Annotated in this window: 22 protein-coding genes and 1 CRISPR repeat array; of the genes, 2 read left to right on the forward strand and 20 right to left on the reverse strand. The window is 37.7% G+C overall.

The window, feature by feature from the left end; translation table 11 throughout:
• Positions 1-253: 253 nt before the first annotated feature.
• The 16 genes from IGJ93_RS09345 to IGJ93_RS09420 form a co-directional block, all read right to left on the reverse strand.
• Positions 254-1,897, reverse strand: a complete 1,644-nt coding sequence (locus IGJ93_RS09345) for a sugar ABC transporter substrate-binding protein (RefSeq protein ID WP_067480317.1) — start codon at positions 1,895-1,897, stop codon at positions 254-256.
• 12 nt (positions 1,898-1,909) lie between these two features.
• Positions 1,910-2,824: a carbohydrate ABC transporter permease gene (locus tag IGJ93_RS09350; protein ID WP_067480314.1), complete on the reverse strand. Its 915-nt coding sequence runs from the start codon at positions 2,822-2,824 to the stop codon at positions 1,910-1,912.
• Between the two features lie 16 nt (positions 2,825-2,840).
• Positions 2,841-3,701, reverse strand: coding sequence for an ABC transporter permease (locus IGJ93_RS09355; RefSeq protein WP_197485188.1), 861 nt, complete (start codon positions 3,699-3,701; stop codon positions 2,841-2,843).
• Between the two features lie 126 nt (positions 3,702-3,827).
• Entirely contained in the window at positions 3,828-4,847 is a 1,020-nt protein-coding gene (locus IGJ93_RS09360) for a LacI family DNA-binding transcriptional regulator (RefSeq protein ID WP_311801685.1), read from the reverse strand.
• Between the two features lie 174 nt (positions 4,848-5,021).
• Positions 5,022-7,139, reverse strand: coding sequence for a glycoside hydrolase family 3 N-terminal domain-containing protein (locus IGJ93_RS09365; RefSeq protein ID WP_284591111.1), 2,118 nt, complete (start codon positions 7,137-7,139; stop codon positions 5,022-5,024).
• A 16-nt stretch (positions 7,140-7,155) separates the two neighbouring features.
• Positions 7,156-8,583, reverse strand: a complete 1,428-nt coding sequence (locus tag IGJ93_RS09370; RefSeq protein ID WP_284591110.1) for a 6-phospho-beta-glucosidase — start codon at positions 8,581-8,583, stop codon at positions 7,156-7,158.
• A gap of 175 nt (positions 8,584-8,758) precedes the next feature.
• Positions 8,759-9,484, reverse strand: a complete 726-nt coding sequence (locus IGJ93_RS09375; protein ID WP_071869271.1) for a MurR/RpiR family transcriptional regulator — start codon at positions 9,482-9,484, stop codon at positions 8,759-8,761.
• A 406-nt stretch (positions 9,485-9,890) separates the two neighbouring features.
• A complete protein-coding gene (locus IGJ93_RS09380) occupies positions 9,891-10,760 on the reverse strand; it encodes a class II fructose-bisphosphate aldolase (RefSeq protein ID WP_067480296.1) in 870 nt (289 codons plus the stop codon).
• A 338-nt stretch (positions 10,761-11,098) separates the two neighbouring features.
• Positions 11,099-12,709 (reverse strand): CTP synthase, encoded by a 1,611-nt coding sequence (locus IGJ93_RS09385; RefSeq protein ID WP_067480293.1) that lies wholly within the window; start codon positions 12,707-12,709, stop codon positions 11,099-11,101.
• 206 nt (positions 12,710-12,915) lie between these two features.
• A CRISPR array of direct repeats spans positions 12,916-13,281; the repeat unit is 36 nt; unit sequence GTTTTGGAAGCATTCTAAACAACATAGCTCTAAAAC.
• 184 nt (positions 13,282-13,465) lie between these two features.
• The gene (gene glnA, locus IGJ93_RS09390; protein WP_067480290.1) at positions 13,466-14,806 is read right to left on the reverse strand and encodes a type I glutamate--ammonia ligase; all 1,341 of its coding nucleotides are present in this window, start codon (positions 14,804-14,806) and stop codon (positions 13,466-13,468) included.
• Between the two features lie 41 nt (positions 14,807-14,847).
• On the reverse strand, positions 14,848-15,240 hold the full coding sequence (locus IGJ93_RS09395; RefSeq protein WP_067480287.1) for a MerR family transcriptional regulator: 393 nt from the start codon (positions 15,238-15,240) through the stop codon (positions 14,848-14,850).
• Positions 15,241-15,403: 163 nt separating this feature from the next.
• The gene (locus IGJ93_RS09400; RefSeq protein ID WP_086270768.1) at positions 15,404-16,657 is read right to left on the reverse strand and encodes an aminotransferase class I/II-fold pyridoxal phosphate-dependent enzyme; all 1,254 of its coding nucleotides are present in this window, start codon (positions 16,655-16,657) and stop codon (positions 15,404-15,406) included.
• Positions 16,641-17,894 carry a GTPase HflX gene (gene hflX / locus IGJ93_RS09405; RefSeq protein WP_067480282.1) on the reverse strand — a complete coding sequence of 418 codons (1,254 nt, stop codon included), beginning with the start codon at positions 17,892-17,894 and terminating at the stop codon, positions 16,641-16,643. Before hflX ends, IGJ93_RS09400 begins: the two co-directional genes overlap by 17 nt.
• Positions 17,891-18,820, reverse strand: coding sequence for a tRNA (adenosine(37)-N6)-dimethylallyltransferase MiaA (gene miaA, locus IGJ93_RS09410; RefSeq protein ID WP_067480279.1), 930 nt, complete (start codon positions 18,818-18,820; stop codon positions 17,891-17,893). The genes hflX and miaA overlap by 4 nt, the downstream gene beginning before the upstream one ends.
• 7 nt (positions 18,821-18,827) lie before the next feature.
• Positions 18,828-19,559 carry a glycerophosphodiester phosphodiesterase gene (locus IGJ93_RS09415; protein WP_067480276.1) on the reverse strand — a complete coding sequence of 244 codons (732 nt, stop codon included), beginning with the start codon at positions 19,557-19,559 and terminating at the stop codon, positions 18,828-18,830.
• A 244-nt stretch (positions 19,560-19,803) separates the two neighbouring features.
• Positions 19,804-20,331, reverse strand: a complete 528-nt coding sequence (locus IGJ93_RS09420; protein WP_071869273.1) for a hypothetical protein — start codon at positions 20,329-20,331, stop codon at positions 19,804-19,806.
• Positions 20,332-20,513: 182 nt separating this feature from the next.
• Here IGJ93_RS09420 and clpP point away from each other — a divergent pair, with 182 nt between their 5' ends.
• Positions 20,514-21,107 carry an ATP-dependent Clp endopeptidase proteolytic subunit ClpP gene (clpP, locus tag IGJ93_RS09425; protein ID WP_067480270.1) on the forward strand — a complete coding sequence of 198 codons (594 nt, stop codon included), beginning with the start codon at positions 20,514-20,516 and terminating at the stop codon, positions 21,105-21,107.
• A gap of 397 nt (positions 21,108-21,504) precedes the next feature.
• Here the strand turns inward: clpP and IGJ93_RS09430 are convergent, their stop codons facing one another.
• The 4 genes from IGJ93_RS09430 to efrA form a co-directional block, all read right to left on the reverse strand.
• Positions 21,505-21,981: a gamma carbonic anhydrase family protein gene (locus IGJ93_RS09430; RefSeq protein ID WP_071869274.1), complete on the reverse strand. Its 477-nt coding sequence runs from the start codon at positions 21,979-21,981 to the stop codon at positions 21,505-21,507.
• 135 nt (positions 21,982-22,116) lie between these two features.
• Positions 22,117-22,290 (reverse strand): hypothetical protein, encoded by a 174-nt coding sequence (locus IGJ93_RS09435; RefSeq protein ID WP_370629887.1) that lies wholly within the window; start codon positions 22,288-22,290, stop codon positions 22,117-22,119.
• 107 nt (positions 22,291-22,397) lie between these two features.
• Positions 22,398-24,158, reverse strand: a complete 1,761-nt coding sequence (gene efrB, locus IGJ93_RS09440) for a multidrug efflux ABC transporter subunit EfrB (RefSeq protein ID WP_067480260.1) — start codon at positions 24,156-24,158, stop codon at positions 22,398-22,400.
• Positions 24,155-25,885 (reverse strand): multidrug efflux ABC transporter subunit EfrA, encoded by a 1,731-nt coding sequence (gene efrA, locus IGJ93_RS09445; protein ID WP_067480257.1) that lies wholly within the window; start codon positions 25,883-25,885, stop codon positions 24,155-24,157. The genes efrB and efrA overlap by 4 nt, the downstream gene beginning before the upstream one ends.
• Positions 25,886-26,267: 382 nt before the next feature.
• Here efrA and IGJ93_RS09450 point away from each other — a divergent pair, with 382 nt between their 5' ends.
• Positions 26,268-26,480 carry a DNA-directed RNA polymerase subunit epsilon gene (locus tag IGJ93_RS09450; RefSeq protein WP_067480254.1) on the forward strand — a complete coding sequence of 71 codons (213 nt, stop codon included), beginning with the start codon at positions 26,268-26,270 and terminating at the stop codon, positions 26,478-26,480.
• Position 26,481 lies beyond the last annotated feature (1 nt).

A 26,481-nucleotide genomic window follows, 5' to 3' on the forward strand; every position in this document is an offset into this window, starting at 1 on the left:
TTTCGTTGCTCGCGTTTTAACTTTTCGTCACAAGGTAGTTCAGTCATTTCGCCTCAATTCAAAACTATGGCACTTATTTTGATTCTTTGAACATTTTTAGCCGTCATTCAGCTAGCTTATTTGAACGAACTCTGTTTATTTCGTAGGTGTTCACAGACTCCTTTTTCAAAAAGAAGTCGAGCTTCTCGAAAATTGATGCGTACATTTTTGAGAAGCTCTTTTTTATTTAAGACTTCTTTTTTATTTTTAAAGATTACATCGCTAATTTTTCTTTATTCTCTTGAATTTTCTCATTACGAACTTTATTCACATCATCGATTTTGTTTTCTTCTTGGAACGTTTTGTACTTAGCTAATAAATCATCTAGTTCTTTTTCATCTTTGGCACGTAACATACCAACCAATGTTGTACTCCAGTTTGTTTGGATGGCACTTAAGGCACGCGCTTCTTGACTTCCAGCATCTGGTCCAATATTTTCCGTTAAGAATTGAGAAGTTAGTTTGCCTTCTCCCCATTGTTGCATTTGTTTAACTGCATCAACGTAGGAATCATCGTTCATTGCTTTAAAACGGTCATGACCAAACTGGATAAATTCACCCATTCGATACTCCAATTGCCACTTTTCTGGATCTTCTTGTTGAATTTTTCTTGCTTCATCTGTCCATTGTACTTTATCACCATCTTTGGTATAAGTTTCGCCTTCAATCCCAAAGTTCGTTAACATTTCGCCTTCATCACTTAGCAAATAAGTAAATAATTGGATTGCTTTTGCAGGATCTTGACAATTTTTACCAATATAGTTGATCATCCAACCAGAGATACCTGCCTGTGTTAACGTTGGATCATTTCCTTTGGTGCTTTGAATTCCATCAACTGCAATGTATTCAGAATCAGGATTAGCAGCTTTAAATGTTTGCAGCGGGATACCTTGGTTAACAAATGAACCAATCATTACAGCGCCATATTTTCCAGTTTGTAATTTTTCTTTGAATTTATCACCATCATCAGTAAACGTGTCATCCGAGATATTTCCATCTTCATGGACTTGGCGGAATGCTTTGACCCATTTGATATAATCTTCGTCTAAATTACGATCGTAGTAATCATCACCATCTGTATAAGGAACACCCAGCATATCTTGAACCACACTATCCATTGAACCATTGGATGAACCATCTTTGGCAAAGTCATTAAATCCAAACGGAATCAATTCAGGAAACTGTTCTTTGATTTTCTTCATTCCAGCAACAAAACCATCTGGTGTAGTGAAATCTGGTTTGCCAATTGCTTCATAGACATCTTTTCGAATAATGAACGCATCACGGGCAAAAATATCACCACTGTCAAAATCTGCTTGAACATTTGAATAATCTGGATAGCCATAAGATTTTCCATCTGAGAGTTTGTACCAGTTTAATGTTTCTTGACGTGCCACTTGATTGAAATATGGATCATACTTTTCAGCTAGATCTTGTAATGGAAGCGCCCAAGAGTTGGCTTTTCTAGCTACTTGTGAATTTGAATCAAAGACAGTCACGATATCTGGCATGTCACCACCAGCAAAATAAGTATTTAATTTTGTGTCATCACCTGTGATGAATTTAATATCAATATTCAAGTCTTCTTTTACTTTTTTTGTCACCATATCTTTCCCAAATTCAGTATTCCACCAGTCGGCATTGACATACCAAGTTAATTTCGTTGCCTCTTCTTTTTTATCTAACTTCCAAGCAGGTGTATCTTTCTCTGGTGTATAGCGATCTTCAATTGAGGGAAGTTCTACTGTTTTATCTGCTGATGCTTCCTCTTTGCCGCTACCACAAGCACCTAAAGCTAGTAACACCGTACTCGTTAATGCCAACATACCTACGACCTTTTTCTTTGAGACTCCAAACATTGATTATTCCTCCTATTCTTTGACTGCCCCAAGCATCATGCCTGAGATAAAATGTTTTTGTAGCAATGGATAAATGATTAAAATTGGAACGGTCGTAACAACGATCGTTGCCAACTGTACTCCTTTAGATGTAGTACTGATTTCAACAGCAGCATTCAATCCTTGCTGTGAGGCTGCCTGAGATTGTGTAATGATTTCATAAAGTTTCATTTGTAATGGATAGAGTGCTTTATCCGTAACATACAGTTTTGCTGTCATGAAATCATTCCATTGCCAGACACCGTGAAAGAGGGCAATTGTTGCAAGTGCTGGCTTTGATAATGGCACAAAAATTTTTAAGAAAACGCCCCAATCGCTTGCGCCATCAATTTTTGCTGACTCTTCTAGTGAAGTCGGTACATCACGGAAAAAATTCATTAAAATAATAACATCATAGTATGACAACAACGCTGGGATAATATAAACCCAAAAAGTATTCAACAGGCCTAACGATTTGATTAATAAATAGGTTGGGATCATTCCCCCTGAGAAAAACATCGTAATAATTCCCATTGTCGAGTAAAGATTGCGGCCTTTTAAATTGCGCTTAGACAAAGCATAGGCCATAATTGCACAAAAAGCCGTATGTGCTAACACACCAAGAACCGTTTTTCCAATCGAGATAATCAATGCCTGCCACATAGAGGAATCGCCAAGCACTTTGCGATAGTTATCCATCGAGATTTCCGAAGGCCAAAAGACAAAATCTCCTTTTGCCAAAGCATCACTTGAAGCAAAAGAGGAAGCAACAATATTCCAAACAGGTACGATAATCATGATTGTGAAAACTAGCAAGAGCAAGACATTGACAAAATTAAAGATCTTACTGTCTTTGTCTTGTACAACATTACTCTTGGGTTTTGATAAAGATAATTTTCTTTTTTCCATCGTCTTTACTCCTTTCTTATAAAACGGACTGATTATCGTTTAATTTCTTAGTTACGATATTCGTTGCAACCAGTAAGATAACTGAAATGATTGAAATACCTAATCCAACAGCCGTGGCGTAAGAAAAATCTCCCTGCATTAAACCAACTCGATAAACATATGAATTGATTACTTCTGCCTTGGGTTGATTTTGTGAGTTCATTAAAACCAATGTCTGATCTAAATTCGAATTAAATAAACCGCTTACACTAAGGATCAAGTTTAAAGAAATAATATTTCGAATCATCGGGATCGTGATACTCCAAATTTGACGCATTCGAGTGGCACCATCCATTTTTGCTGCTTCATAATACGTGGGATCAATTCGTGACATCGTCGCAAGGTACAAAATCGTTCCCCACCCGGCTTCTTTCCACACATCAGATAAAGAAGCAATCCACCAATATTTTCCTGCATCCAACATATGGTTTTGCTTCGCTTGGATACCAATGAAATTCAAAAGTTCATTAATCATTCCGTTAGAAGAAAACCAAGTAATCAACATCCCACCGAGTATAATCCAAGAAAGGAAGTGTGGTAAGTAAGAAATCGTTTGGATCGTCCGTTTAAAGACGCTGTCTCTTAATTCATAAATCATCACCGCAATAATAATCGGTAGGACAAAACCAAAAGCTAGTTTTAAGCCACTAATTCCTAACGTATTGACCACTGATTGCCAGAAATATTTATCTTCCATAATAATTTTAAAGTTTTCCAGTCCCACCCATTGTGCACTTTCAATCGTATCAATCACTGTATAATTTTTAAAAGCAATCACTAAGCCATAGATGGGAATAAAGCTGAATATAATCATGTAGACAATACCTGGAATCGCCATCGATTGTAATTGCCACTGGCGACCAAAATTTCGAAACCACTTCTTGATACGAACGTTTAGTGTTGGTTTTACTTTTGCTTCCAACTGATCTTCCTCCTCGTTGTTTTTCCTTTTAAATCTATTACGCTAACTTTCGTGTTTGTTACGCAACTCTTTCGCTGTTTCTCCCGCAATCAACTGGCAGTCTAAACTTTTATTCTCACCAGTTTTTTGATTATCAATCAAATGCAATAGCTCAATAACTGCTTGACGTCCCTGCTCACGAATCGGATTCCGAATCGTCGATATCTTTGGTTTGAAATAACGAAGTAATTCAATATCATCAAACCCAACCACACTAAAATCTTCTGGTACCGACATTGCTAACCCTTCGATTGCTTTGATAACGCCGATTGCACTTAAATCATTTCCAGCAATCCACGCTGTAGGCCAGCTGTTCTTTTCTTGCATGTTTAAGTACTGTGTCATATTGTTAAAACTAGCTTTTTCTTCAAATAATCCTGGGATAATCCACTGTTCGTTAATTGTCAATCCAGCTTCCTTCATAGTCTCTTCAAAGCCTAAATAACGTTCATCACTATCATAGACACCTGGATGTCCGGGTAAAAACCCAATTTTTTGATGTCCTTTTTCAATTAAATACTGTGTCGCTAATTTTCCAGCCTTTCGAGAAGAAAAGACCACACTACTGATACTTTGATCCTCAATTTCTCGATCCATAAAAACAGCTTTGATTCCTTCTGACTGAATCGTACCTAGTGCTTCATCATCAATCAGATCTTCAAATCCGATAAACCCATCAACCATATTTCCTAATAGATGCGAGCTTAGCACCTTTCTATCAGAAGAAATAATTACGTTCACACCATAGTGATGCTGTTCTGCTTCCTTCACGATTGCTTCGATCAGGGTACTAAAGTAAGGACCGATAATCGTATGCGTATAAAAGCCAATCATATTGGTGTGTTTTGCTTTTAGATTTTTACCAAATAAATTCGGTGTATAATGCAGTTTTTTAGCCGCAGTCAGGACTTTTTCTTTTGTTTTTGGTGTTACCACATCAACATTATTCAATGCTTTTGAAACAGTAGCAATTGAGACATTCGCTTCTTGAGCAACTTCACGAATAGTTATTCGTTCTTTCATAACTCCCTCCAAATAAAAACGTTTTTATTTTTCTTAAATAAGTAAAGAATTCTTTTTTACATTCACATCATAAATAAAAACGTTTTCAAAAACAATAACTTGTCCTCTTAATGGTTTTCGTTTCCCACTTTTGAAAAAAAAGTCATAGTGGCACAAGCTGTACCACTAAGAAAATTATGTTAGGAGAAATCGGCTTTCTGCCACAATATTCGCTACACTTTCCCCTAAAAATAAACGAAATCCGCCCGATTCAATCGTCTTTTTTAAATCTATATGACTATAGGCCAATTCAGCTGGCGAAACTACAAACTCGACTTTCTTTGTTTCGCCTGCAGCTAGTTCAACTTTTGTCCACTTCAAAAGTTCGATTTTTGGTCGAATAACTTTGGTAACCTCATCTTGGAAATAAAGTTGTGGTAACGCCCACCCTTTAATCTTGGAGTTATTCCTCACTTCAAAACTCACTGTCAACTCTTCCTCTTTCGTTAGCGTATCACTTGAGAGGGAAAAATTTTTATATTGAAACTCGCTATAAGACAATCCATGACCGAAACAGTACAATGGATGATTTTCTTCATCCATATAGCGTGAAATATATTTTTCATGATAGTTTTCTTTTGTTTGTGGCCGTCCAGTCGACATCTCTTGATAAGAATAAGGCAGTTGCCCAACACTACGAGGAAAACTCATCGGTAAGTGTGCCGTAAAATTTTCTGCACCACTCAAAAGCATCGCTAAAGCATCTCCTGTTTGGCTACCTAAAAACCAAGCAGAAACAATAGCATCTACTTTCTCAACGACATCTGTCAGAACTAATGGCCGTCCACTAAAGGTCACTAAAATCTTTTCAATCTCATCTGTCGCTAATAAATCAATCAATTCGAGTTCGATCGCTTTTAATTTTAATTCTGCGCGACTTGCAGCTTCGCCCGCTTCTTCGCTTTTCTCCCCAACTGCGATGATAACTTTATCAGCGACTTGGATTGCTTGCTCAATTGCTTTTTTGTCAAGTTGGTCAGTCACTGAAATAAGCTGGACTTCAGAAAATTGCTGTTTTAGCCCACTAGCAAGTGAAATGGCTTTTTTCGAATCGCCAATCCATGACCATGCTCCAAGTACGTCTTGTGTTGTTGCTTTCGTACCGATCAATAAAATTTTTTCTGTTGATTCTAAAGGTAGAACAGCATTATTTTTCAAAAGTACAGCAGAATTAAGAGCTGCTTGATAACTTAATTCTTGGAGTTCAGATAAATCAACCGTCACGTCCAGCCCACGATACGGATTTTCAAATAAGCCTAACTCATTCTTCAAAGTCAAGATACGCCAAACTGCTTCATCTAATTTTTTTAATTGCTCTTTTGTTTCAATCATTTCTGCAAGCTCATTTAAATAGCAATCTGTCATCATATCGATATCAACGGTTGCCTCGAAGGCTTTTTTTGCTGCTTCACGTGGGTTTTCAGCTACGCGGTGATTCATCAACTCAGCAATTGCTGCCCAATCTGAAATTACGGCACCGTCAAAACCCAATTCATCTCGCAAAATGCCTTTAATCAGCTTTCGATTTCCCGTTACTGGTACCCCATGTAAACTATTGAATGACGTCATAACCATTTTTACGCCATTCGCAATTGCTCCTTCAAAAGCAGGCAGATAGTTTTGGTACAACTCAACATCAGAAAAATCTACCGTATTATAATCACGACCACCCTCGGCAGCTCCGTAACCAACAAAGTGCTTCACACAAGCCGCTACACGATGTGATTCTGTTGCTAAATTTGTTCCTTGATAGCCTTTGACATACGCTTCTGTTAATGCGCGAGAAAGTCTAGGGTCTTCACCATTACTTTCTAATACGCGTCCCCAACGAGGATCTTTGACATAGTCTGCCATCGGAGAAAAAGTTACTTGAATACCCTCACTGGCAGCTTCTGCGGCAGATGCCTTTGCTACTTTTTCAATCAATTCAGGATCAAAACTACTAGCTAGCGCTAATGGAATCGGAAAAATCGTTTCATAACCATGAATAACATCTGCCATAAACATTAAAGGAATCTGATGTTGACTGTGCGCTAAATAATCTTCTTGAATTTTTCTGACTTCCGTTCCTCGGTGGGTACCTAAAACAGATCCTACTTGATAAAGCTGATCCATCCCCATTGACCACTCTGACATTGGGCCAGTAATTTCTCCTTGATTTCCAAAAAAATTAGGCGTTACTTGAGCTAATTGCCCAATTTTTTCAGCTAGACTTAACTTGTCCATTACTTTTTTTAGTTCACGAATTTCCATGATGTGCTCCTTTAGGCTATTGATTTTCTTGAATCAATTTTTGATACCAAGCAAAGGAATCTTTTTTCAAACGAACCAAACTTCCCTTGCCTTCATTATCTTTATCAACATAAATCATGCCGTAGCGTTTTTCCATTTCACCGGAACCAAAGCTAACTAAATCAATGATCCCCCAAGGTGTATAGCCCAGCAAATCAACACCATCAACATGTACAGCCAGATTCATTTGCTCAATGTGTTTTTGCAAATAGTCAATCCGATAGGTATCATGGACTTGCCCATCTTCTAATCGGTCGTAGGCACCAAAGCCATTTTCAACAATAAAAAGAGGTAGATTATAACGTTCATAGACAACATTCAAGGTATAACGCAACCCGACTGGATCAATTTGCCAACCCCAATCACTTGCTTGAACATAAGGATTTCGAACGACTTTTGCACCTGGAAAATCAGTGATGTTTTCCCCTGAAATCTCTGGTAAAGTCGTTACTGCACCAGACATATAATAACTGAAACCAATATAATCAACTGTTCCTTCTTTCAAAGCTTGTGTTTCGTCTTCGGTAATTTCGATTTGATACCCTTTTTCTTCCCAATATTTTTTGGCATAAGTAGGAATAACACCACGAGCATGAATATCAGAATAAAAGAAGCGACGATCCATTACTTTGACGGATGCCATTAAATCTTCTGGATTACAAGAATATGGATAAACTGGTACGTACGCCATCATGCAACCAATTTGAAACTCAGGATTGATTTTATGTCCTAGTCGAACGACTTTTGCACTGGCAATCAACTCATTTAAACCTGCTTGAAAAGTCAATTCTTCTTTATTTTCACCCGCCTGAAAAAGCATGGCAGAATTGGTCCAAGTGTGTAGCTCATGTTGTCCGTCTGCCTGATTATTGATTTCGTTAAAGGTCATCCAATATTTCACTTTTTTCTGATAGCGTGTCATGACTGTTTCAGCGTAATGAACGAAGAAATCAATCAACTTTTTGTTTTTGAATCCACCGTATGCTTCATGTAAATGATAAGGAATTTCAAAATGTGATAAAGTAATCACCGGTTCAATCCCATTTCTCAATAATTCATCAAATAAATTATCATAGAATTGCAAACCTGCTTCATTTGGCTCTTCCTCATCTCCATTCGGAAAAATTCTTGCCCAGTTGATTGATGTTCGAAACACGTTTAAGCCTAATTCTTTAAACAAAGCAATATCTTCTTTGTAACGATGATAGAAGTCGATTGCTTCATGGTTGGGATAATTTTTACCAGGGATCACACCTTTCGTAATTTCTCGTGCAACCCCATTTGCACCAGCTGTCATTACGTCAGCAATACTGATTCCTTTGCCGTCAGCATTCCAAGCACCTTCAATTTGATGAGCTGCTACTGCGCCACCCCATAAAAAATCTTTTGGAAATTTATTTGCCATTATTGGTCACCTCAATTAGTTAATGCCCTTAGTATAGTTAGGAAATCTGACTTACTCAATGCCTGTACAAAACTCTGGCATGAAATCCAGTAAATAGAAAAAAACACCATCATGGTACATTCTGTACCAAAATAGTGTTTTCCAAAACGCCATGTACCTAAAAGTAATAATCTTTTTAGTCGCGTTGTTGAAGTCGATCCGCGAGTTGTTCAATCAAAAAAATACAAGGTATCTGACTTGTTAAATCTTCATGTTTTTTTACTCGGCGAACATCCACATGATAGTCTAGCACATAATCAGACATTCGACTCAAGGTCGAATTGATATCTGAAGTAATGGCAATCGTCAAACAATCGTCTTGATTTCGGAAACCATTCACTACTTCGACCACCTCATTTGTCATTCCTGAAACGGATAAGGTCACTAGCACATTGTCACTCGTATTTTGCAGTTTCGATTTAATTGGATAAGTCGGATCAATTAATGGATAACTATTGTACCCCATCAAAGCAAAACGACGTGCCGCATACTCACAAATCGCCCCTGATGCTCCCATACCAAAAAAGACGATATTCTCACAATATTGGATTTTCTCCACAACTTGATTTAATTTACTTTCAATATCTTTACGAAAACTATCCCGACTCAAAATTGTCAAAGCCGCGTTAAAATCTTCTCCTTCTACCACACTCGTACTAAACTGACTGCGAAATTCAGTATAACTTTCATAACCTAGCTTACGAATCAAACGCATCACGGAAGATGCCGAGGTATGCGATTCTTGTGCAATGTCTCGTACGCGCATATACGGAACTTTATCCACATTGCTACTCATATAATGATAAATTGCTTGGTCGGTATCAGACAAAGCATTAAAATCAATATTACCAAAAAAACTCATTTGTTCTCCCCCTAGTTGCAACTAAATTCAAATTTTCTCACTTATTTCTATTTTTTCAAGTAGCGAAAAAACGGTTACAAAGCTTATTCTAGAACAAAATAACTCATAATAGCTAGCAAATCAAGTAAGGAATAATTTTTTAAATAGTTCACGATAAGATTTTTCAGATTTTTTGTTAAACAATTCAGGAACAAAGGAACAAAAATGTTTATGTAAGCCTCGTTTTATTTCGCCATTAAATCAATGAGGCTTCAATTAAGATTAACTCGTCATCTTCCATGTTGTGCATGTCAGCAACCTCTTCTTTTTTAATTTAGAGAAACGAAAATCTTTAGTAAACAAAAAAAGTGAGACAAAACGAATCCGTTTTGTCCCACCCTTTTCATCAGTCAACAAAGGAAGCAAATTAAGCTTTGTTTGCTGAACCGAACCAGTCAATATGAGATTCTGCATCTTTAACGATTGCAGCTTTACCTGGTGCTAATAATTTACGAGGGTCAAATCCTTTACCTTCGCGGTCTTTACCAGCTTCGATGTATTCACGAGTAGCAGCAGCAAATGATAATTGGAATTCAGTATTAACATTAACTTTTGAAATACCCATTGAGATAGCTTTTTCGATTTGGTCTTGAGGAATACCTGATCCGCCGTGTAATACTAAAGGCATGTCTGGACCTACAGCATCAGCAATTGCTTGTAAGTGATCAAATGCTAATCCGTTCCAGTTTTCTGGGTATTGACCGTGGATGTTACCGATACCACATGCTAAGTAGTCGATACCTGTAGCAACCATTTGTTTACATTCTTCAATGTCAGCTAATTCGCCGTTACCGATGATTCCGTCTTCTTCTCCGCCGATTGAACCAACTTCACATTCTACAGAGATTCCTTTAGCGTGAGCTCTTTCAACAACGTCTTTAGCTAATTTCAAGTTTTCTTCGAATGGTAAATGAGAACCATCGAACATAACTGAAGTATAGCCGATTTCGATACATTCTAAAGCTGCATCGTAGTCACCATGGTCTAAGTGGATAGCAACTGGAACAGTGATGTTCATTGCTTCAACTAAATCAGTGATTAAATCTTTACATACTTTGTAACCACCCATGTATTTAGCTGCACCCATTGAAGTTTGGATAAGTACTGGTGCTTTTTTAGCTTCAGCTGCTTCAAGAATAGCTTGAGTCCATTCTAAGTTGTTTGTGTTGAATCCGCCGACAGCGTAACCGCCTTTACGAGCAGCTTTTAAAAATTCAGCTCCTGATACTACTGGCATAATAAAATTCCTCCTAAGTTTTGTAAAAACTAAATTTGTTAAGACAATTCTTAACCAACGACCTTATTTTACCAAACATTGTGGTACTTTTCTACTAAAATCATTGAAAATGAAAATTTTCAACAAGTTTTTTGTAAAAAAGAAACACAATAACGAACCACAATTAGATAAAAATACTGTTTTATTATGTTTCTTCTTCTCATTTAATAACAAAAAAACAAATAGAAAAAATCATTCTTTTTTCATAAACCCGCATTTATTTCACTTAATTCCTGCTTTTGACTCTTCCCGCAAAAAAACAGAGCAGTTTATGAAAACTACTCTGTTTGACCTATTTCTTATTTTGCTTCGCGATCTGCTAGCGAAGCACCAACAAATGCTTTGATTAATTTTTGTGGACGATTTGGTCGTGAAATCAACTCTGGATGGAATTGACAACCAACAAAGAATTTCTTTTCAGGAATTTCAACGATTTCAACCAAGCGATTGTCTGGTGAAACACCAGAGAAAACCAATCCTTGTTCTTCAAACATTTCACGGTATTGGTTGTTGAATTCATAACGATGACGGTGACGTTCTTGAACGACATCTGCCTCTTCGTATGCTGTTGCTGTTTTCGTTCCTTTTTTGATTTTACATGGATATAAGCCCAAACGAAGTGTGCCACCAAGGTTTTCAACATTTTCTTGGTCAGCCATCAAATCAATAATATTATTTTGAGCATCAGGATTTGTTTCAGCTGAAGCTGCGTCAGGAAGACCCACTACATTGCGTGCAAATTCAACACAAGCCATTTGCATACCTAAACAAATACCTAAAAATGGAATATCATTTTCTCTGGCAAAACGAATTGCTTCAATTTTACCTTCAACGCCTCGATCACCAAATCCACCAGGAACCAAAATTCCGTCAGCATCTTTCAAACGTTCTGCGACATTTTCTTCCGTTAATTCTTGTGCTTTGACCCAATCCAATTCAATATCTGCATCATAAGCAAAGCCTGAATGTTTCAAAGCTTCTACTACTGAGATATAAGCATCAGGTAACTCAACATATTTACCAACTAAAGCAATACGGACTTTTTTCTTCAAGTTCAAGACACGTTCTTCTAATTCTTTCCATTCCGTCATGTCTGCTTCTGGTGTTTCAAGTTTCAAGTGTTCGCAAACAATTCGGTCCATCCCTTGTTTTTGTAGCAATAATGGAATGGAATATAATGTATCCACATCCGGTGATTCAATCACGGCTTCTGGTTCAACGTCACAAAATTGTGCTAATTTATTTTTTACGTTTTGTGAAACAGGTTGTTCCGTACGAACGACTAAAATATTTGGTTGGATTCCCAAGCCACGTAATTCTTTCACACTGTGTTGTGTTGGTTTTGTTTTCATTTCACCAGCAGCTTTTAAATAAGGAATCAATGTTGTATGCACGTACATTACGTTATCTGCACCAACATCAGCTTTCATTTGACGCAAAGCCTCCAAGAATGGTAATGATTCGATATCACCCACTGTTCCGCCAACTTCGGTGATGATGACATCAGAGTCTGTTAATTTTGCGGCACGCATGATCTTTTCTTTGATTTCATTTGTGATATGTGGAATCACTTGGACAGTTGCTCCTAAGTATTCCCCTTTACGTTCTTTACGCAATACTTCAGAATAGATTTTTCCTGTGGTAACATTGGAGTATTTGTTCAAATTGATGTCGATAAAACGTTCATAGTGTCCTAAGTCTAAGTCTGTTTCCGCACCATCATCTGTTACAAATACTTCTCCATGTTGATAAGGACTCATTGTTCCTGGGTCAACATTGATATACGGATCAAATTTTTGGATAGTTACCTTTAGGCCACGATTTTTCAACAAGCGACCCAATGAAGCTGCTACGATCCCTTTACCAATCGAAGATACAACGCCGCCAGTTACAAAAATGTATTTTGTCATAAATTCAAAAACTCCTTCTTGTTTTATCTGCAGGAAAAGTCCCAGAAAAAATAAAGAAAGCTCCCTATTCTTCTAACAAGAATAGGGAGCTGAAATTTCTGTAAACTTCTGACCCTTTAAAAGGGTGCCCAAGGAGTATAATACAAGCTCCAGAATTGAAAGTCAAGACATCAATTTGATGATTGCGATTTCAAAAAAATTTGTTGGTGTTGGAAGTATTCTAAACAACGTAGCTCTAAAACCTACCCATACAATTATCTAATACAACATCTGTTTTGGAAGCATTCTAAACAACATAGCTCTAAAACGAAAATTGGGAAAGAGCTTTTGAATACTACGTTTTGGAAGCATTCTAAACAACATAGCTCTAAAACGTTCACAGGTGACGTTCCCAGCCGGAACACGTTTTGGAAGCATTCTAAACAACATAGCTCTAAAACAATAATCATTTTAGTACCTCTTTCATTTTTGTTTTGGAAGCATTCTAAACAACATAGCTCTAAAACATCGTTCATTGTTACATATTGATATACGTAGTTTTGGAAGCATTCTAAACAACATAGCTCTAAAACCTCGCAAAAAAATTCAAGATTTCGTAATCGCACTACTCGTCCATAGCAAAACTTCAGTTAGAGTACTTCAACAATTGTTTTTTCTTATTATATCATGGGAAAATAAACCTGTGGGAAACAAAACATAATGGATGAAAAAAACACAGAGACAAAAGATTGCCTCTGTGTTTACTACTTTTTTGACTTAATAAAGTTCTAAATATTGTTCTCTTTCCCACTCAGAAACTGTTTGACGGAAAGCTGCCCATTCCAAACGTTTCGCTTCAACAAAGTTTGAGAAGATGTGTTGACCTAGTGCATCGATCATCACTTCATCTTTACGCAATTCTTTAATTGCGTTGTGAATCGTTGAAGGTAAATCTTGAATTTGCGCTGCTTCACGTTCTTCTTCATTCATCACATAAATATTACGGTCAACCGCATCTGGCGGTGTTAATTCACGACGGATACCATCTAAACCAGCTTGCAATAATACGGCCATTGCCAAGTAAGGATTTGCAGATGGATCAACTGAACGTAATTCTAAACGAGTGGATACGCCACGTGATTCAGGAACTCGAACTAATGGTGAACGATTATGCCCACTCCATGCAACGTAAACAGGTGCTTCATATCCAGGAACTAAACGTTTGTATGAGTTCACTGTTGGATTGCAAACAGCTGTGTAAGCACGCGCATGATGCAACAACCCACCTAAGAAATGATAAGCGGTTTGACTTAATTCTAATTCGCCATCTTTATCATAAAAAGCGTTGCCGTCTTCATTGAACAAGGACATATTACAATGCATTCCTGATCCATTGATTCCATATAATGGTTTTGGCATAAAGGTTGCATGTAGGCCATGTTTTCTAGCAATTGTTTTGACAACCAACTTGAACGTTTGAATGTTATCACAAGCATCTACTACATCTGCATATTTAAAATCAATTTCATGTTGTCCTGGCGCAACTTCATGGTGAGAAGCTTCGACTTCAAATCCTAAACTCTCCAATTCTAAAACGATATCACGACGACAATTTTCCCCTAAATCTGTTGGGGCAAAATCAAAGTAACCGCCCTTGTCATTTAATGTCGTAGTAATTCCGCCATCCTCATCAAGTTTAAATAAGAAGAATTCAGGTTCTGGGCCTAAGTTGAAAGAGGTAAAACCAAGTTCTCTCATGTCTGACAACGCACGTTTTAAGTTTCCACGAGGGTCGCCAGCAAACGGTGTTCCATTTGGGTTGTAAATATCACAAATTAAACGTGCAACTTTTCCATGCGCACTCTCCCATGGGAAAATCATCCAAGTTGAAAGATCTGGATACAAATACATATCGCTTTCTTCAATTCGAACAAATCCTTCGATTGAAGAACCATCAAACATCATTTTATTTTCTAAAACCTTGTCAATTTGACTTACTGGAACTTCAACATTTTTGATTGTTCCTAAAATATCTGTGAACATTAAACGTAAAAAACGTACGTTTTCTTCCTCAATAATTCGTTTGATTTCTTCGCCAGTTATTTGTTTCTTTACCATGGTATCCCTCTTTCTCTTTCATTTTTATTTTTTTATTTTATTCAGTCATAGAATTGATGTTGCATTCCTTGCGACTGATAGTGCCCAGTTTTACTTAGCCCACCTTGTGATAACATTTCATCACGAAAGATTTGACGGACATCATGATCGGTCAATGGTCGTTTTTTCTTGGCTTCTTTTTTCTTCGCCTGCGCCATTTCATAGACACGTTTGATTCCTGCCATATTCAGACCATCCGAAAGATAATCTTTGATTTCCAACAATGTATCAATATCATTCAACGAATACATACGACGATTTCCTTCGCTACGTTCAGGATGAACAAGCTCTTGCTCCTCATAATAACGAATCTGTCTCGCAGTTAGATCAGTCAACTTCATAACTGTACCAATTGGAAAAACTGACATTGAGCGTCGTAATTCCTTTTCTCCCATCAGATGTCCCCTTTCGTTTTCTAAGTTGAGAAAAGTGTACCAATTTATTTTTTAATTGTCAACGATTCATGTTAGGTTTTCTAACATGAAAGATAAAAAATTTTTCCGTACAAAAAAATGAGCTCTTTCTTTGCTAGAAAAAGCTCATAGATAGATTGATTATTTATTGATGGTAAACAGCATTCAATGCGTGAGAAACCGCAATTTTTACATGTTCAAAGGTCAAGCCACCTTGAATATAAAGAGCATAGGGCTCTCTCAAAGGACCGTCTGCACTTAGTTCAATACTCGCACCTTGGACAAAAGTACCTGCTGCCATAATAATATCATCTTCATATCCAGCCATATAAGAAGGAATCGGCGCAACAAATGAATCAATTGGTGAAAACTTTTGGATTGCTTGGCAAAACGTGACCATCGCTTCCGCATTTTCCATTTCAACTAATTGAATCAAATCCGTTCGTGGCTCATCCCAACGTGGTGTCGAACGTAGTTGATAACTCTCTAATAAAGCTGCCGTAAATACTGCACCTTGAATCGCTTGACTAACTACATGTGGCGCTAGGAAAAATCCTTGCAGCATATCATAAACATTCCCTAACATTGCGCCCCCTTCTGCACCAACGCCTGGTGTAGTCAAACGATAAGCCGCACGCTCAACAAACTCTTTCTTTCCAGCAATGTAACCACCCGTTTTCGCAATTCCACCACCAGGATTCTTGATTAATGACCCAGCAATGAGATCCGCACCAATTTGAGTGGGTTCCATTAGTTCAGCAAATTCTCCATAACAATTATCAACGAAAATGACCACATTTGGATCAATTTCATGCACAAATGTACACATTTCTTTTATTTTTTCAATCGTAAAGGATGGACGTGTAGCATAACCTCGTGAACGTTGAATCGCAACCACTTTTGTTTTGCTTGTCATCTTCTTTTTAACTTGTTCAAAGTCTACTTTTCCATTTGTTTGCAAGTCAACATGATCGTAGCCAATCCCGTACTCTTTAAACGAACCAATCCCGTTTCCGGCAACACCGATGACTTCTAATAAAGTATCATATGGAGTTCCTGTAATATAAAGCAAATCATCCCCAGGGCGCAATACACCAAAAAGGGCTGTCGCAATTGCATGTGTCCCCGAAACAATTTGTGGACGAACAAGTGCAGCTTCCGCCCCGAAAACTTGAGCATACACAGCTTCCAGAACGTCACGCCCTAAATCGTCATTTCCATAACCAGTTGATGGTAAAAAGTGAGTTTCTGATACTTGTTGCTCTCGAAACGCTGTTAATACTTTTGCTTGATTCGTCAATGCTACTTCTCGAACCTCCGCTAATCGCTTAGCAATCTTTTGATCCACTTCATCTATTTTTTCAACTAGTTCAGGCGCTAACTCAGCTGTCCAACTCATCTGTCATTCTCCTTATCCATTTCGAAGTACTTTTAGCAAAGCCTCTGACTTCATAGCTATTCTTTTCTTCGATAAATTCCTCACTTAACACCAAGGTTTGCCGCTTGATTTCACTTAACTGTTGCCCTGCCTCACTTGGTAAGAAAAGCGTATAGGGGGTTAGTAGTTCCATGATTTCTCGCTTGATTGCTCGTGTTAATTCTTGTTTTCCCGATTCACTTTTGGCTGAAATTAAACGATTAGGAAATAAAGTTGGTGTGAAAGCTCCACGATTGACTTGGTCTGCTTTATTATAAACAGTCAAGATTGGTACATCTTTCATTTCAAGTTCATCCATTAATTTCAAAACCGTTTGTTCCTGTAAAATTCGTTCAGGCGCGCTAGCATCTACGACATGTAGAAGTAAATCCATGTTTTGGCTTTCTTCTAACGTTGAATGGAACGCATCAATCAGTTGTGTTGGCAAATCTTGAATAAAACCAACAGTATCCGTCATCGTTACTTCAAACCCTTCAGGAAAATGCCATTTTTTTGTCAATGGATCAAGTGTTGCAAATAACTGATCTTTTGAATACGTATCTGCTTGGGTCAACAGATTTAAAATCGTTGATTTACCAGCATTCGTGTAACCAATTAGACCAATTTGAAAAATCTCATTGTTTTTTCGTTGTTGTCGATTGCGCTCACGATGTGCCTCAACTTCTTTCAGTTCACGTTTGACTGCATAGATTTTGTTGCGAATATGCCGACGATCCGTTTCCAGTTTTGTTTCCCCAGGTCCTCTTGTCCCAATTCCCCCGCCTAAACGAGATAAAGTCTTCCCTTGTCCCACCAATCGCGGCAACAAATATTCAAGTTGTGCCAACTCAACTTGCAATTTACCTTCTCTTGAACGCGCACGCATCGCAAAAATATCTAAAATCAATTGTACTCGGTCGATCACCGGCAATCCTACGGCATCCGAAATGATTTGGCTTTGTCGTGGCGTTAGCTCGTGGTTAAAAATAATCAAATCAGCTTCATAAGCAGTTGCTTGCTGGATTAATTCTTCTAATTTACCTTTACCAATCAATGTTTGGCGATCAACTTGTGGTCTTTTTTGTGTAAGCGAAAAAACCACTTCTCCCGCCGCGGTTTTCGTTAATTGAATCAATTCTTTCATTGATTCTGCAAAATAAGATTGATTTTTTTCCGTTTCGACCCCGACGATCACCACTTTTTCTTTCTCTTCAATCATTGTGATTCCTCCAGCCATTTTTGAATTTTCGTTTCAATTACTTGCTGTTTTTCGGGTTGCTCCACCAAATCAAACCACTGGGCAGTTAGTCGATTTCTAAACCAAGTGAGTTGTCGTTTTGCATAACGTCTGGAATTCTGTTTGATTTGTTCTGCGACTTCTTCTAAAGAATTCTGTCCATTAAAATAAGGGAAAAATTCTTTATAACCAATTCCTTGACTCGCTTGTGTGTCACCTAATTGATAAACAAAACGTGCCTCCTCTTCCAAACCAGCTTTTAGCATCAAATCCACGCGTAAATTGATTCGCTCGTAAAGCTTTTCTCGGTTCGTATCCAAACCAATCATGTAATAATCATAGAATTGTTTTGGCTGTTCTTTGGGAGCAGTAATACTGAAGCCTGTCATTTCTAAAACTTCCAGTGCCCGGACAACTTTTCGTTGATTGTTCCAATGGATTTTTTCTGCTGCTTCTGGATCTTTTTCCTTAAGCATCGTCCATAAAGCTTCGTTTCCATACTCGTCAGCAAATGCTTCGTATTTTTGGCGAACTATTTTTGTTTCCTCTTGCTGTTTGTCTGCAGCGCCTAATTGATAATCATAAAGTAAAGACTGAATATATAACCCCGTACCACCTGCAATAATTGGCAAATGACCTCGAGCCGTGATTTCAGCAATCAATTGTCTAGCAGACCGCTGAAAATCAGCAGCTGAGTAGCGTTGTGTCGGCTCAATCACATCAATTAAATGATGTGGCACGCCCGCCATTTCTTCTGAGGTGACCTTGGCTGTTCCAATGTCTAGTTTTCGGTACACTTGCAAAGAATCACCGCTAATAATTTCTCCATTAAATTTTTTTGCTAATTCAATGCTCAAAGCTGTTTTACCAACAGCCGTTGGGCCAACAATTACTAATACTTTTTCCATAAACATCCTACTTTTTCATAAATTGTTTCAGGCGAATGGCTCTCTCTGGATAATCGGTAATGATTCCTGTCACTCCAAGTCCATAGCACCAATTGATTTCTTCTTCTGTATTGATTGTCCACGGTCGAATAGGCTTGTCAAAGATTCCTAATTGTTCGGGCTGTTCTTGCAACCAAGTTTTCTTAGGATGAACGCCTTCGATAAATTTGTTTTCCTTTGCATACATGATTTTATTTTTTGAAGTCCCTGTCAAAACATCTAATTGAACATCGGGTTCTAGTTTCGCCATGCGCTCCAAAGAAGCCAGGTTAAAACTGCAATACCCATGTTCAAACGGCCAAGACTGTTGCAACAAAGCAGACACTTTTTCCTCGATTTGAGGATACTCATACTTGTCTGTCTTTAATTCAATCATTAATACACCGCGATAATTTTTTTGGAGCAAAAGGTTCAGTACCTCTTTTAACGTTGGCACTTTTGCCGCAGAAAAATCTTTGCTAAACCAACTACCGGCGTTCAACTTTTTGATTTCTTCCAACGTTTTTTCGCGAAGCAATCCTTTACCATTCGTTGTCCGATCGACTTCCTCATCATGCATCACAACTATTTGGCCATCTGCACTAAGATGAACGTCTAACTCGATTCCATCTGAACCAACACGAACTGCTTCAGCAAATGCTGGCAAAGTATTTTCAGGATGTGTTCCGCTACTTCCACGATGTGCGTAAATCTGTACCATATTCATTCACTCCAATCGAGTACTATTGTAACATATGGAAGAAGTTTCAGCTCAAGCACTGAGCTAGTTGAACAAGTACATAAGCAGTTCAAAGAACTTTCCCTGTTTTTAGATAGCTACGCATTTTTTGGATTTCTTACTTTAAAAGCTCACGAGTAAATTTGTTACTAAAAAACATTCATTGCGCAAAAACAAAAAAGAACCCTGACTCTCGTCACGGTTCTATTGCTAGTTGATTTGCTAGTTAGCTCCACACGTCGTCTTTTGAAAAGAAGCCAATTGGTTGTTTCGTCAGATTTTTTAATTGCAATTTTTTCTCGTTAATCATCTCAGTCAAATTATCGCTAAAGTTTTCTAAAATGACACGACCACCTTTGTACGCGTACCCGCCTACTTTCATCGTTTCATCAGGTGAAAGAATTACTTTTCGATGAGCGATTGTTTTGAATAATTCATCTAAAATGTAATTAGGTAAATAAAAATTGTTTTGTGTCGCATATGATTGCAAATAAGCAAAGTCATCAATCGTGATGTAACAGTCATCAAATGCATCAAAGCTGACGTACTCTTCCATTAAAGTCGAACGTTTTTGCAAAATCTCATTAACCTTCTTATTCAATTGATTCAACGTTTCAATTTCTTTGACCTTTAGTTCTAGTTCACGTCGACGTGTTTCTTTATTTTCTAAATGACGCATCTGGATTGCCATGCCAAGATAGACAACCAACGCACCCAAAAGAACGCCAATAAATCCTATGATTCCCACTTCCAAATCTACTGCTCCCCCTTGTTTCTATTCTCTTTTTATCATAACATAAAGATGACTTTCTTCGATTAATTTATCGAAGTTTTTTCATTTGACCTTTGTTGACCAAAAAGGTATACTTCTTCTTAGGTATTAAGAATACTTTATGTTACACTAACTTTGAAAGAATTTTAAGGAGGAAATTTAGAATGAATTTAATTCCTACAGTTATCGAACAATCATCTCGTGGTGAAAGAGCCTACGATATTTATTCTCGCCTATTAAAAGACCGCATCATCATGTTGAGTGGCCAAGTAACAGATGATCTTGCAAATTCAATCATTGCACAATTGCTTTTCCTTGATGCACAAGACTCTGAAAAAGATATTTATCTTTACATCAACTCTCCAGGTGGATCTGTGACAGCAGGTATGGCTATTTATGACACAATGAACTTTGTCAAAGCAGATGTTCAAACAATCGTTATGGGGATGGCTGCTTCAATGGGTAGCTTCTTACTAACTGCTGGTACAAAAGGGAAACGTTTTGCTTTACCAAACGCAGAAATCATGATTCACCAACCACTTGGTGGCGCGCAAGGCCAAGCAACTGAGATTGAAATCGCTGCTCGCCATATTTTACAAACCCGTGAACGCTTAAATAAAATCTTGGCTGAACGCACAGGTCAACCACTTGAAGTCATCGAAAAAGATACTGATCGTGACAACTATATGACTGCTCAACAAGCAAAAGATTATGGCTTGATCGACGAAGTAATGGAAAACAATTCTGCTTTAAAATAAGCATAAAAAGACTGGGACAAAACTAGAAAACCAAGTCTTCCGTAACACCTTTTTCAATTTTAAAACCGCCTAAAGTTCGTTTTTGGAAACGAACTTTAGGCGGTTTTTCTATTTAGGATATTTTGCCTCAAACTTTTTTTACGAATAAACAGTGTTCCGAAAACAACTCCTCAATATAACTTGATAGCTTGCATTTACTTCAAAATATAAAATGCTATTTTTAATCCCTGCTCGCTAGATTGTCAGAGCTCAGCATTTTGCACCACAACTTTATCCACGGTGTTCCCCAAGCAACTCCTCAATATAATTCATAACTGTCTAAAAACATGAACAGCTATTTTTGTCAGTTGCTCTTTATTTTTTCGAAGCTGACCGCTTGGAACCACAACCTTTTCATTTAATATTTGCCTGCTAAATATTCTTGCCCTAACTCAATATAGTGTTGGATATTTGCTTGATTTTTTTGAATTTCTTCCTCCGTTAACGGACGGATCACTCTAGCTGGTCGTCCAAATGCCAAAACATTTGGTGGAATCACTTTGCCCTCGGTTACCAAAGATCCTGCCCCAATCAAACTATTCTCTCCGATTTGAGCATGGTTTAGAATTGTTGAACCCATTCCAATCAACGCACCTTTTTCTATTTTACACCCATGGAGCATACATTGATGACCAACAGTAACATTTTCTGCAATTTCTGTCGGCGCATCATGATCCACATGGATGATTGTTCCATCTTGAATATTGGTTCCTTGTCCTACCTTAATCCAGTTACTATCTCCTCGCAAAACGGCTTGATACCAAATCGTTACATCCTTTGCTAAAGTAACATCACCGACTACTGTTGCATTTGGTGCAATAAAGAGTTTCTCCATTTGTCCCCCTCCTTCACTCGTTATTTGTTCAAAGTATAGCAATACTTTTCAGTGAATACTAGAAAAACTAGACGAAAAAAGGTTGCAACAAAAGTCCACCGACTTCATGTTACAACCTTAAACTTCGTTTGAATCTTATAGTTGTTCTAAAACAGCTTCATAAGCTTCAACTTGTGCTAATAAACGTTCAATTTGTACTTCGTTTTCGATAAAATTGATTGAATTGCCTAGTTCTTCTTCTCGGCGTGTTGTCAAACGGTCGATTTCTTTTTTTGCTTCAGCAATTTGTTTGTTTAGGAATTGTTCCATTATTTCCATCTCCGTTTCTTCTTGATACTTTAACTGTATCACCAAGTTTTTGGAAAAACAAAAATTTCGCATCGAAAAATAATGTCTCATTTAACAAGTTAACACTACTACTCGACTTCTTCTGCAAATTGGCTGTTATAAAGTTTCTCATAAAAACCACCTTGCGCAAGCAAACTTTCATGTGTTCCTTTTTCGATAATTGATCCTTGATCCATTACTAAAATCAAATCCGCATCACGAATCGTCGACAATCGGTGCGCAATCACAAAGCTCGTGCGCCCTTTCATGACACGATCCATTGCCTTTTGAATCAAAGCTTCAAGACGTGTGTCAACTGAACTTGTTGCCTCATCCAAAATCAAAATCTTAGGATCAGAAATCACAGCACGGGCAATTGTTAATAACTGCTTCTGTCCAAGAGAAACATTGTCACCTTCAGCATTGATTTCCATTTCATAACCGTCTGGCATTGTACGAATAAAGTGATCGACATTCGCTGTTTTCGCTGCATCAACGACTTCATAATCAGTAGCATCTAATTTCCCAAAGCGAATATTATCCGCAATGGTTCCTTCATATAACCAAGCATCTTGCAACACCATTCCAAATAATGAACGGACATCACTTCGACTCAAGGATTTTGTGTCAATACCGTCAATTTTGATCGCACCGCTATTCACATCATAAAAGCGCATCAATAAATTAATCAAGGTCGTTTTCCCTGCACCAGTTGGTCCAACTACAGCAACCATCTGTCCTGCTTTGACTTCAAAATTCAAGTCTTGAATCAACGGCTTACTTGGATCGTATGCAAAGTCAACATGTTCAAACTTGACTGCACCTTCAACAACCTCAGGTAAAATCGCATCAACTTCATTTAATGGTTCTTCTGGCTCATCAAGAATTTCGAATACGCGTTTTGTTGCTGCAGAAGCACTTTGCAATACAGAAGAAAGTTGAGTGATATTCCCCATTGGTTGACTGATTTGCCAAATGTATTGAATAAACGCTTGAAGTTGCCCCACAACGATTACACCAGTAATAACATAAAAACTTCCCATAACAGCCATACCAATATACGTTGCATAAGCAGTCAATTGAACTAATGGCATCATTAAACCAGAAATAAAGGCCGCTTTAAACCCAAAGTATTTTAGTTGATGATTGACAGCTTTAAAACCATCTAATGTTTGTTTTTCACGTCCATAAACTTTTAAAACAGTAAATCCTGTCATATTTTCTTGGACATATCCGTTCAAATCACCAAGTGAATTTTGCATGTTTTGGAAATCTTTTTGCGAAACATTCACGATTTTTTTAGAAATCCAAATGGAAGCTGGAATCATGATCATTGAGATAAGTGCCATGATTGGTTGGATATAAAACATCATCACTGCAGCCATTGCAATCGCAAGTACAGCATTGACAATTCCGATAAAAGCTTGCTGTAATGCACCACTCACAGCATCCACATCATTGGTTACCCGAGATAAAATATTACCTTGTTGGTTTTTATCAAAATAAGATACGGGCAAACGATTGATCTTTTCTTCAATATCACGACGTAAATCTTGCATCGCACTTTGCACCACATTCGTCATCAGCACACCTGATAACAATTGCGAAACACAGTAACCGATCCCGACAATCGTGATCCAAATCAGACATTGAATAATATAAGAAAAGTTGATTGGTTCATTGTTTGCTAAATTTCGGCTGATTTCCGTTGTTGGTAGCCCCGTTACATAAGGAAGAGCCGCATTGAACGCAACCGTTAAGACCGTAAATAAAAGAACTAGCATAAATGTTGCTTTATAAGGATTAATATAATGTGCCAGTCTTTTTAAAGAAGAAAATGTTTGTTTCATGCTAATTCCTCCTTCGATAGTTGAGAGGCAGCAATATCGTAATAGATTGGGCAATTTTCCAGTAATTCACGGTGCGTACCCATTCCAACAACTTCCCCTTCGTTCAACACAACAATTTTATCTGCGTGCATAATCGTTCCGACACGTTGCGCCACAATCAAAACAGTGGATTCCGTTGTTTCTTTCTTCAAGCGAGCACGAAGTTTCGCGTCTGTTTGGTAATCCAAAGCAGAGAAACTATCGTCAAAAATGTAAATTTCTGGTCGGCGGATAATTGCGCGGGCAATGGCTAACCGTTGCTTTTGTCCACCAGAAAAGTTTGCGCCTCCCTCTGAAAGATGTTCATTGAATCCATCTGGTTTACGAGAAATAAAGTCAGTGGCTTGTGCAATATCTGCTGCTTCTTTCATTTCTTCATCTGTCGCATCTTCTTTTCCGTAACGGAGATTTTCTGCGATTGTTCCAGTAAACAACAAGGCTTTTTGCGGAATAAAACCAATCTTGTCACGTAAAGTGCTTAAACGATAGTCTCGCACATCTACCCCGTCAATCAGAACTTCGCCTTCACTCACGTCATAAAATCGCGGGATCAGCTGGATCAAGGTTGACTTGCCACTCCCCGTACTTCCGATAAATGCAACCGTCTCACCTGGTGAAGCGGTAAAACTTACATTACGAATGACTGGTTCTTGTGCATGACCAGGGTAAGCAAATGTTACATTCTTAAATTCAACAAATCCTTTCGTTTTCGTTTCCGAAACACCTTCAGGATTTTCTGAAATCTCAGGTTGAGCATCTAAAGCTTCTTGGATACGCGAAGCAGAAACAGCTGCCCGTGGATACATCATAAAGACACTTGCAAAAAGCATGAACGAGAAGAGCGCGTGGAAAATATATTCGATAAATGCAATCAAGTCCCCTACTTTTAGTGACCCAGCATCAATTTGTAGTGTCCCGCTCCAAATAATCAAGACCATTACAATATTAAACAGGAAGTAAAAACCTGGTTGTGCTACTGCCATCAAACGAAATAAACTTTTTGAGCTTGATGCATAATTTTCATTGACTTCGCCAAAACGTTTTTCTTCGAATTTTTCATTCACAAAAGCGCGGATAACACGCAGACCAGATAAATTTTCTCTTAGTATACTGTTGATTTTATCTAAATTCTTTTGTTGCTTTTTGGATAATGGTTCAGAAACTTTCGCAATCGCTATCACTGCGAGTAATAAGAAAGGGAGTGCGCCGACTACATACAACCCTAATATCGCACTTGTCCGAACAACCATATATAGACTGACTGCAAACATCATCGGTGTCATAAAACCAATTCGCAAAATGTTTTGTAAAAACAACATAATCTGATACGCATCATTCGTCGTACGCGTAATCAGAGAAGAAACACCTAAATTTTCATACTCTTGATGCGAATAACTTTGAATTTTTTCAAATAAATCATCACGAATATCTGCAACAATATTCGTCGTGATTCTTGAACCAAAATAGCCTAAAAGAATATTTAAAATAATTCCGATAACGGTGATTACAATCATGACAATCCCTTGTTGTTTGACGTAATCAAAATCATCTTGTAATATCCCAAAGTCAATCATTCGTGCCAAAATCGTTGGTAAACCTAATTCAATGAGGATAAAACCAAATACACAAATAAAATTCAAAAGTAAGAATTTCTTGTACCTCATTGTGTAGTGCCACATTAACTTCACTTTCTCATCTCCCTTTTAAAAATTTCATTTTTTTGCCATTAAATCCCATGATAGCACACTAAAAACCTTATTAGAACACTTCACGTTCAAAAAATTACTGGAAATAAATCCTCAAGATTTTTTAGGACTCTGCTGTTGATTTCTATACTTATTCCCCAATTTGTGCTAGAATAACAAGTAATTATTGTATAATTTTTTATACAAAGGTACGGTTGAAGAAAATTCCGAACAGAACAAGCAAAGCGAGGCTTGTCTCTTTGATTCAAATAATTAATTTGAGTCAAAGCATATCAAAATTCAGGTGGCTTGCCCACTCGTTTTGTGTTGTCTAAAAAATCAACTAGCTAAATTCCTGCGTATGCAGATAAAGGAGACAAAATAAATGATTTACAAAGTTTACTATCAAGAATCAAAAATCCGTAACCCTAAACGGGAAGAAACACAAGTGCTTTACATTGACGCGAAAGATGATGTCGAAGCACGTCAACGCGTTGAAGAAAATACCCCATACAATATCGAGTTCGTTCAACTTCTAGAAGGAAATCACCTAGAATACGAAAAAGAGAACGTTCAATTTACTTTAGTGGAGTTTTAAG

The organism is Enterococcus sp. DIV0174, assembly GCF_050529065.1.
GTDB lineage: Bacteria > Bacillota > Bacilli > Lactobacillales > Enterococcaceae > Enterococcus_B > Enterococcus_B thailandicus.

What these genes read in the sequence shown, in the direction of transcription:
- IGJ93_RS09450 (WP_067480254.1), top strand. Translation starts at nt 26,268, where the DNA reads ATGATTTACAAAGTTTACTATCAAGAATCAAAAATCCGTAACCCTAAA.
- hflX (WP_067480282.1), bottom strand. Translation starts at nt 17,894, where the DNA reads ATGATTGAAGAGAAAGAAAAAGTGGTGATCGTCGGGGTCGAAACGGAA.
- glnA (WP_067480290.1), bottom strand. Translation starts at nt 14,806, where the DNA reads ATGGTAAAGAAACAAATAACTGGCGAAGAAATCAAACGAATTATTGAG.
- IGJ93_RS09350 (WP_067480314.1), bottom strand. Translation starts at nt 2,824, where the DNA reads ATGGAAAAAAGAAAATTATCTTTATCAAAACCCAAGAGTAATGTTGTA.
- IGJ93_RS09375 (WP_071869271.1), bottom strand. Translation starts at nt 9,484, where the DNA reads ATGAGTTTTTTTGGTAATATTGATTTTAATGCTTTGTCTGATACCGAC.
- IGJ93_RS09415 (WP_067480276.1), bottom strand. Translation starts at nt 19,559, where the DNA reads ATGGTACAGATTTACGCACATCGTGGAAGTAGCGGAACACATCCTGAA.
- IGJ93_RS09345 (WP_067480317.1), bottom strand. Translation starts at nt 1,897, where the DNA reads ATGTTTGGAGTCTCAAAGAAAAAGGTCGTAGGTATGTTGGCATTAACG.
- IGJ93_RS09370 (WP_284591110.1), bottom strand. Translation starts at nt 8,583, where the DNA reads ATGGCAAATAAATTTCCAAAAGATTTTTTATGGGGTGGCGCAGTAGCA.
- IGJ93_RS09365 (WP_284591111.1), bottom strand. Translation starts at nt 7,139, where the DNA reads ATGGAAATTCGTGAACTAAAAAAAGTAATGGACAAGTTAAGTCTAGCT.
- IGJ93_RS09400 (WP_086270768.1), bottom strand. Translation starts at nt 16,657, where the DNA reads ATGAGTTGGACAGCTGAGTTAGCGCCTGAACTAGTTGAAAAAATAGAT.
- IGJ93_RS09355 (WP_197485188.1), bottom strand. Translation starts at nt 3,701, where the DNA reads ATGGCGATTCCAGGTATTGTCTACATGATTATATTCAGCTTTATTCCC.
- IGJ93_RS09430 (WP_071869274.1), bottom strand. Translation starts at nt 21,981, where the DNA reads ATGGAGAAACTCTTTATTGCACCAAATGCAACAGTAGTCGGTGATGTT.
- IGJ93_RS09435 (WP_370629887.1), bottom strand. Translation starts at nt 22,290, where the DNA reads ATGGAACAATTCCTAAACAAACAAATTGCTGAAGCAAAAAAAGAAATC.
- clpP (WP_067480270.1), top strand. Translation starts at nt 20,514, where the DNA reads ATGAATTTAATTCCTACAGTTATCGAACAATCATCTCGTGGTGAAAGA.
- IGJ93_RS09360 (WP_311801685.1), bottom strand. Translation starts at nt 4,847, where the DNA reads ATGAAAGAACGAATAACTATTCGTGAAGTTGCTCAAGAAGCGAATGTC.
- efrB (WP_067480260.1), bottom strand. Translation starts at nt 24,158, where the DNA reads ATGAAACAAACATTTTCTTCTTTAAAAAGACTGGCACATTATATTAAT.
- IGJ93_RS09380 (WP_067480296.1), bottom strand. Translation starts at nt 10,760, where the DNA reads ATGCCAGTAGTATCAGGAGCTGAATTTTTAAAAGCTGCTCGTAAAGGC.
- IGJ93_RS09385 (WP_067480293.1), bottom strand. Translation starts at nt 12,709, where the DNA reads ATGACAAAATACATTTTTGTAACTGGCGGCGTTGTATCTTCGATTGGT.
- IGJ93_RS09395 (WP_067480287.1), bottom strand. Translation starts at nt 15,240, where the DNA reads ATGGGAGAAAAGGAATTACGACGCTCAATGTCAGTTTTTCCAATTGGT.
- miaA (WP_067480279.1), bottom strand. Translation starts at nt 18,820, where the DNA reads ATGGAAAAAGTATTAGTAATTGTTGGCCCAACGGCTGTTGGTAAAACA.